This is a genomic window from Poinsettia branch-inducing phytoplasma str. JR1, assembly GCF_000309465.1.
GTDB classification, from domain to species: Bacteria; Bacillota_I; Bacilli_A; order Acholeplasmatales; family Acholeplasmataceae; genus Phytoplasma; species Phytoplasma pruni.
Genome location: NZ_AKIK01000040.1, coordinates 1 through 8780 on the forward strand (window position 1 = coordinate 1; position 8780 = coordinate 8780).

Sequence of the window (8780 nt, forward strand, 5' to 3'; positions counted from 1 at the left end):
TATATTTTGAATATATTAAAATTGTTTTTTTAAACGAATTACAAAAAGATTAAGGGAATTTATGAACAATAACGATATTTTGCAAATCAGTCAATTATCACAAGAAGAAGTATTTAAACACTTTCAAACCTCGCCAACAGGATTAGATGATAACGAAGTACAAAAAAGAAAACTTTTATACGGGTCAAATGATATTAAATCCGCTAAAACTTTTAATGTTTTTAAACAAATTATTAAACAATTTACCTCCATGTTCGCTATTTTATTATGGATATCAGGCGCTTTAGCTTTTTTTATTCGCGAATGGCAAATCGGATTATCTATTTTTTTAGTTGTCATTGTTAACGGTATTTTCGCTTTTTTCCAAGAAAGCAAAGCAGAAAAAATTTTGTCTTCTTTAAGTGATATGATGCCTAAAAAAATCCAAGTTTATCGCAATAATCAAATAGAAGTGATAGATGTTATTGATTTAACTATCGGAGATTTAATTTTTTTAGAAGTAGGGGCTACTATTCCTGCTGATTTAAGGATAGTGCAAGCTAATAATTTTTTCGTTGATAACTCCATGTTATCAGGCGAAACGATCCCCTTAAATAGAACAGCTAATCCTAACATGCAAGATGAATGTGTTGCCGCTGAAATGCCTAATTTAGTTTATGCAGGTACAACAGTTTCTGAAGGTAGCGCTAAAGCGGTTGTTTATTCTATTGGAGAAAACACTCAAATAGGGCAAGTTTCTGTTTTATCTGAAAACATTGATAAAGGATTATCTACTTTAGAAAAAGAAATTCACAGAGTAGTTAAAACAATTAGTTTTATCGCTTCTTTATTAGCTTTATTAGTCTTTTTTGTATGTTTATGGCGTTTTAAAGCTGATAATTCTTGGGACAAGGCTTTAAGTGGTGCCGTTGTAGTGGCTTTAAGTATGTTAGTGGCGAACATTCCTGAAGGATTGTTGCCGACTATCAACTTAAGTTTAGCTATCGGAACCCAAAGAATGTCGAAACAAAACGCTTTAATTAAACAATTATACTCAGTGGAAACATTAAGCTCCGCTACAGTTATTTGTACCGATAAAACAGGAACTTTAACGGAAAACCAATTAACTTGTAAAAAAATTGTCTTTCCAGGCGGTTATGTCGATATTACTGGCAATGGTTTAAAACAAGAAGGACAATTCAAAAATTTAAATCAAGAAATAGACGATAAAGTCTTGAAAAAAATCTTTATTGCTTCTATTATGGCTTCAGAAGCGAACTTAATTGATGATGAGAAAAATAAAGGCGATTATCAAGTAGTAGGTAACCCTACCGAAAGTTCTTTATTAGTTGCCGCTAGTAAATACGGGCTTTCTATCGATGAAGTACGTCAAAATTTTACAGTTGAAAAAATTAGTCCTTTCTCTTCAGAAAATAAAAAAATGAGTGTTTTAGTAACGAATGTGGCACAAGCAAAATATGATATTGGTAGCAAATATTTATTTGTTAAAGGTGCTCCAAGTGTTTTATTAAAAGAGTGTAATGCTCAATATAAAAATAACCAAGTAAGCTCTTTTTCTGAAGCAGAAAAAGAATTCTTTTACGAAAGAAACGAAGAATTATCTAATCAAGGTTATCGTATTTTAGCTATTGCTTATAAAAAAATTGAAGACGGTTCTTTAGAAGAAACTAATATGGTCTTCTTAGGATTCGCTGTTAATTACGATCCTCCAAAAATTGAAGTTAAAGACGCAGTAAAAGATTTATTAAAAGCTGGTTTAAAAATCACTGTTATCACCGGAGATTACGGTCCTACAGCTATTTCTATCGCTAAACAAGTAGGTATTATCGAAGAGGAATATATCAATATTGATGGTAATCAATTAGAAAAAATGTCGCAAGAAGAATTACAAGATTCTTTAAAAACAAGAGTTCCTGTTTTATTTTCCCGAACAACTCCTAAACACAAATTAAGAATTGTTGAAGCTTATCGTGCAAATGATGAAATAGTGGGCGCTATAGGCGATGGAGTAAACGATATTTTAGCTATGAAAGCCGCTCATATTGGTATTGCAATGGGTAAATCTGGTAAAGATGTCGCTCGTAATGCAGCGGATATGATTTTATTAGATGATAATTTCTCCACCATTCCTAAAGCAGTTTTAGAATCTAGAGGAATCTATTCTAATATTAAAAAATTTATGACTTATGTTTTATCTTCAAACATTCCTCAAGTTTTCCCTATTATCGTGATGACTTTATTTAAAGTGCCTCTGTATTTAACTGTTATGCAGATTTTAGCTATTGATTTATTAACGGACTTAGTTCCTGCTATCGCTTTAGGAGCTGAAGAACCCGAAAAAGATTTATTAGATCACAAACCTCGTACAAAAAATGATCATTTATTAGACAAAAAATTATTAAAAAGAAGTTATGGCTTTTTAGGAATTGTAGAAGGTGTATTAGCATTAGTCTTTTTCTTAGCTTTTGGCGGTTGCCAATTTTTCGGCAATCACGGAATAGCTTTTACAGATATTTCTGAACAAGCAGGTTTCATTTATGCGTCCACAATGGCTTTCGGAGCAGTTATTTTTGCTCAAGTAGGTAATGCTTTTGCTTGTCGTTCGGATAAATTATATTTTTGGGAAAGTTACAACAAGAAAAATAAACTTTTATTCGTGGGAATTATCTCCGAGTTATTCTTATTTGTGTTAATTTCTCAAAATATAGGGTTTTTGAATTCCTTTTTCAAAACTAAACCGATAAGATGTGTAGATTATTTATACTTACTTTTACCAATAGCGGTTATGTTAGGTTTTGATACTTTAAGAAAAAAAATCATCAATAACAAAAAATCAGTTGAGACCAAATAATTAATTTTTTAACCATGAAATAACAAAAAAACTTTTATCTGTTTTTTTGTTATTTTTTTTACATTTGAAAGGTTTTAAATGTTATTATTTAATTTGAAAACAATGAACAAAATAAGAAAAAAGGAAGAGCGAATGAAGCTAATTGTAGGTTTAGGAAATCCAGGAAAAATGTTTGAATTAACCCCGCATAATATAGGTTTTATGTTAATTAATTATTTAGAAAAAGAATGGAAAAAAAACATTTTAACTACTAAAAAAGAGTTATCAAGTATCGTTTCTCATCTTCAATTAGAACAAGAAACCATTTTGTTAGTTCAACCTCAAACTTATATGAATATTTCGGGTAAAGCCATCAAACAATTGATGTTGAAATATAATATCCCTAAGGATGATGTTTTAGTGCTCGTTGATGATATTAATTTAGAGCCAGGTGCTTTTAAGCTCAAATATAAAGGCGGTCATGGCGGTCATAATGGTTTAAGAAATATCATAGATATGCTACATTCTAAGGAATTTAAAAGATTAAGAATAGGAGTTGGTCTTGATTCTCGTATTCCCTTAGAACAATATGTTTTAAACCGTTTAAATACCCAAACACAACAACAAATTACACATAATTTTCCTTTGTTTAAAAAGTTAATTAGCAATTTTATCCAAGGTTATCCTTTTGCTAATTTAATGAACACCCTTGTCTAAGAAAGAAATGATGATTTTCTTCTTTTAAAAAACAAGTTAAAAAGGGTGATTATGCGCTTTTCAGGCACTTTTCTTTCTTGAGAAAAAAGATGTTATTTTTTAATAAAAAAATTGTTAAAAAGCTGATAATTTTGATAAAATAAATGATGTTGCAAATATTTAAAAAAATGAATTAATTTTTGCGATAAAAAAATGTTAAAAAGTAAAGCTTTTAGATAAAATGAAATCAACTTTTAACATTTAATAAATTAATTCAATTTTTTTAAATAAAATGTAAAAAAAGATTGAAATAATTGATTTTACATGTTATAATTAATTTGTTAGTTTTGTGAATTGATTTTTTTCAATCGCATTCATTAATAAATAAAAATAATTTTTTAATTCTTTGAAAACTGAAGATGACATTTTATTATAATTTTTTAAATATTTAAATCATTAAATTTTCTTTTTTTAATTAATTCGTTAAAAAAGAAAATCAAAACAAAACGAAGAGTTTGATCCTGGCTCAGGATGAACGCTGGCGGCGTGCCTAATACATGCAAGTCGAACGGAAACCTTCGGGTTTTAGTGGCGAACGGGTGAGTAACACGTAAGCAACCTGCCCTTAAGACGAGGATAACAATTGGAAACAATTGCTAAGACTGGATAGGAAAAGTAAAGGCATCTTTACTTTTTTAAAAGATCTTCTTTGAAGGTATGCTTAAGGAGGGGCTTGCGACACATTAGTTAGTTGGCAGGGTAAAGGCCTACCAAGACTATGATGTGTAGCTGGACTGAGAGGTTGAACAGCCACATTGGGACTGAGACACGGCCCAAACTCCTACGGGAGGCAGCAGTAGGGAATTTTCGGCAATGGAGGAAACTCTGACCGAGCAACGCCGCGTGAACGATGAAGTACCTCGGTATGTAAAGTTCTTTTATTAAGGAAGAAAAAAGAGTGGAAAAACTCCCTTGACGGTACTTAATGAATAAGCCCCGGCTAATTATGTGCCAGCAGCCGCGGTAATACATAAGGGGCGAGCGTTATCCGGAATTATTGGGCGTAAAGGGTGCGTAGGCGGTTTAATAAGTCTATAGTTTAATTTCAGTGCTTAACGCTGTTGTGCTATAGAAACTGTTTTACTAGAGTGAGATAGAGGCAAGCGGAATTCCATGTGTAGCGGTAAAATGCGTAAATATATGGAGGAACACCAGAGGCGTAGGCGGCTTGCTGGGTCTTTACTGACGCTGAGGCACGAAAGCGTGGGGAGCAAACAGGATTAGATACCCTGGTAGTCCACGCCGTAAACGATGAGTACTAAGTGTCGGGTAAAACTGGTACTGAAGTTAACACATTAAGTACTCCGCCTGAGTAGTACGTACGCAAGTATGAAACTTAAAGGAATTGACGGGACTCCGCACAAGCGGTGGATCATGTTGTTTAATTCGAAGATACACGAAAAACCTTACCAGGTCTTGACATTTTCTTGCGAAATTATAGAAATATAATGGAGGTTATCAGGAAAACAGGTGGTGCATGGTTGTCGTCAGCTCGTGTCGTGAGATGTTAGGTTAAGTCCTAAAACGAGCGCAACCCTTGTCGTTAATTGCCAGCATGTAATGATGGGGACTTTAACGAGACTGCCAATGAAAAATTGGAGGAAGGTGGGGATTACGTCAAATCATCATGCCCCTTATGATCTGGGCTACAAACGTGATACAATGGTTGATACAAAGAGTAGCTGAAACGCGAGTTCTTAGCCAATCTCAAAAAATCAATCTCAGTTCGGATTGAAGTCTGCAACTCGACTTCATGAAGTTGGAATCGCTAGTAATCGCGAATCAGCATGTCGCGGTGAATACGTTCTCGGGGTTTGTACACACCGCCCGTCAAACCACGAAAGTTGGCAATGCCCCAAAGCGGTCACCTAACTTCGCAAGAAGAAGGATCCGTCTAAGGTAGGGTCGATAATTGGGGTTAAGTCGTAACAAGGTATCCCTACCGGAAGGTGGGGATGGATCACCTCCTTTCTAAGGAAAAAATAAAATTATCATCTTCAGTTTTGAAAGACTTAGAAAATTCATAAGTTTTTCTTTTTTTAAGGCATTAAGGGCCTATAGCTCAGCTGGTTAGAGCACACGCCTGATAAGCGTGAGGTCGGTGGTTCAAGTCCATTTAGGCCCACCAGTTTATTTTAAAAGTTATAAGCACTGTCTTAAAAAAAAGTTCTTTGAAAAGTAGATAAACATAGTAAAATCAAAAAAATTGAAGGAATTAAGAGCGCACAGTGGATGCCTTGGCACCAAGAGCCGATGAAGGACGCAATTAACGGCGATACGCCACGGGGAGTTGTAAATAAATGAAGATCCGTGGATTTCCGAATGGGGAAACCTACTATAATAACATTATAGTTTTTTGATTTTCGAATCAAAAAGGGATACGCAGTGAACTGAAATATCTAAGTAACTGCAGGAAAAGAAAGTAATAACGATTCTGGCAGTAGTGACGAGCGAATCCGGAGGAGCCTGATACCACCACTAGTTACAAAATTTTAACCAACTTGAAGTTTTTGGGAAAAAACACCAAAGAAGGTGATAGTCCTGTAAAGGTAAGTTAAAATCTAGGGTATCGAAAAGTACGGCGAGACACGAGAAATCTTGTTGGAACATAGGGAGGACCATCTCCTAAGGCTAAATACTACTTGGTGACCGATAGTGAACTAGTACCGTGAGGGAAAGGTGAAAAGAACCCCGGAAGGGGAGTGAAATAGATCCTGAAACTGTGTGCTTACAATTAGTTAGAGCTCGTTAATGAGTGATAGCTTGCCTTTTGCAGAATGAACCGGCGAGTTATGATATATAGCAAGGTTAAGTTTGAAGGAACGAAGCCATAGCGAAAGCGAGTCTTAATAGGGCGTTTAGTTTTATGTCATAGACCCGAAACTGAAGTGAGCTAGCCATGAACAGGTTGAAGTTTGGGGACAACCAAATGGAGGACCGAACCAGGACACGTTGAAAAGTGTTTGGATGATTTGTGGCTAGAGGTGAAATTCCAATCGAACTCAGAGATAGCTGGTTCTCCCCGAAATAGCTTTAGGGCTAGCGTTAATTAAGAAATTTTAATGAAGGTAGAGCACTAAATGATTGAGGGCTCCACCTCGGGGTACCGATATCAATTAAACTCCGAATGTCATTAAAAACAATTAGCAGTCAGACTGTGGGTGATAAGGTCCATGGTCGAAAGGGAAAGAGCCCAGACCGTCAGCTAAGGTCCCTAAATTAATGTTAAGTGGAAAAGGAAGTAGAGACGTTTAAACAATTAGGAAGTTGGCTTAGAAGCAGCCATCTTTTAAAGAGTGCGTAATAGCTCACTAATCTAATGACTCTGCACCGAAAATTTAACGGGGCTAAAACATTATACCGAAGCTACGGATATAAAAATAATTTATTATTTTTAATATGGTAGGGGAAGCGTTCTGACATCGATGAAGCCATAGCGGAAGCAGTGGTGGAGAGGTCAGAAGTGAGAATGCCGGTGTAAGTAACGAAAAGATAGGTGAGAATCCTATCCGTCAAAAACCCAAGGTTTCCAGGGGCAGGTTCGTCCTCCCTGGGTTAGTCAGGTCCTAAGGCGAGGCAGAAATGCGTAGTCGATGGCAAGCAGGCTAAAATTCCTGCACTAAGAAAACAACTGATGGAGCTACAAAACAGGCTAGGCACACCCTTTATTGGATTAGGGTAGAAGAACCGAGTTTGAGAAGATAGGCAAATCCGTCTTCTTATTCCAAAAAATAAGGTTTGAAGGTAACGTGACTGAAGTCATATTTTCAAGAAAAACTTCTAGGGCTAATTGTTTTTTTACCTGTACCGTAAACCGACACAGGTGGGAAGGTAGAGCATACTAAGACGCGCGAGAAAACTCTTGTTAAGGAACTCGGCAAAATGACTCCGTAACTTCGGGATAAGGAGAGCTTTTATGATAAAAAGTAAAAGTCGCAGAGAATAGGCCCAAGCGACTGTTTATCAAAAACATAGGTCCCTGCTAAACCGTGAGGTGATGTATAGGGGCTGATGCCTGCCCGGTGCTGGAAGATTAAGAGGAGATGTCAAAGGCAACTTGAAGCATTGAATTGAAGTCCCAGTGAACGGCGGCCGTAACTATAACGGTCCTAAGGTAGCGAAATTCCTTGTCGGGTAAGTTCCGACCCGCACGAAAGGCATAACGATTTGGGCGCTGTCTCAACAAGAGTCTCGGTGAAATCAAATTACCGGTGAAAATGCCGGTTACCCGCGACAGGACGAAAAGACCCCATGGAGCTTTACTGTAGCTTAATATTGAAATTGAAAATTGCATGTAGAGGATAGGTGGGAGACTGTGAAATTAGGACGCTAGTTCTAATGGAGTCATCCTTGGAATACCACCCTTGTTTTTTTTAGCTTCTAACCTGCATAAGTGTATTATGAGGGACAGTGTTTGGTGGGCAGTTTGACTGGGGCGGTCGCCTCCTAAAGAGTAACGGAGGCGTTCAAAGGTACCCTCAAAATGGTCGGAAATCATTTTAAGAGCGTAAAGGTAAAAGGGTGCTTAACTGCGAGACCTACAAGTCGAGCAGGAACGAAAGTTGGACTTAGTGATCTTACGGTACCGTATGGAAGGGCCGTGACTCAACGGATAAAAGCTACCCTGGGGATAACAGGCTTATCGCTTCCGAGCGTTCACAGCGACGAAGCGGTTTGGCACCTCGATGTCGGCTCATCGCATCCTGGAGCTGGAGAAGGTTCCAAGGGTTGGGCTGTTCGCCCATTAAAGCGGAACGCGAGCTGGGTTCAGAACGTCGTGAGACAGTTCGGTCTCTATCCGTCGTGGGCGTTGGAAATTTGCAAGGAGCTGTCCCTAGTATGAGAAGACCGGGATGGATATACCGCTGGTGTTTCAGTTGGTTCGCCAGAGCCACAGCTGAGTAGCTATGTATAGAAAGGATAAACACTGAAAGCATCTAAGTGTGAAGCCTCCCTTAAGATGAGATTTCCCTATGAGATCCCTGGAAGACTACCAGGTTGATAGGCTAGAGGTGTAAGAATAGTGATATTTTCAGCTGACTAGTACTAATAGATCCATTGACTTTGATTTTTTTGAAATAACTATGGTTATCTAGTTTTGAAAGATCCTTGGTGATTTAGTCAAGGGGAAACACCTGTTCCCGTTCCGAATACAGCAGTTAAGCCCTTAAACCCCGACAATAGTTTTTCGTAT

General features: G+C 37.0%; 2 protein-coding genes, 1 tRNA gene and 3 rRNA genes. All 6 read left to right on the top strand.

Translation table 11 applies throughout. From position 1 onward, the window contains the following. The first annotated feature begins 61 nt into the window (after positions 1-61). The gene (locus tag ON17_RS00930) at positions 62-2851 is read left to right on the top strand and encodes a cation-translocating P-type ATPase (protein ID WP_017191613.1); all 2790 of its coding nucleotides are present in this window, start codon (positions 62-64) and stop codon (positions 2849-2851) included. Between the two features lie 132 nt (positions 2852-2983). Continuing rightward, on the top strand, positions 2984-3547 hold the full coding sequence (pth, locus tag ON17_RS00935) for an aminoacyl-tRNA hydrolase (RefSeq protein ID WP_017191614.1): 564 nt from the start codon (positions 2984-2986) through the stop codon (positions 3545-3547). A 482-nt stretch (positions 3548-4029) separates the two neighbouring features. Beyond that, positions 4030-5557, top strand: a 16S ribosomal RNA gene (locus ON17_RS00940). A gap of 80 nt (positions 5558-5637) precedes the next feature. Further along, positions 5638-5714: transfer RNA gene (locus ON17_RS00945), tRNA-Ile, on the top strand. Positions 5715-5791: 77 nt separating this feature from the next. Continuing rightward, positions 5792-8657 (top strand): 23S ribosomal RNA (locus tag ON17_RS00950). Between the two features lie 36 nt (positions 8658-8693). After that, positions 8694-8780, top strand: a 5S ribosomal RNA gene (gene rrf, locus ON17_RS03985); the annotation flags it as partial.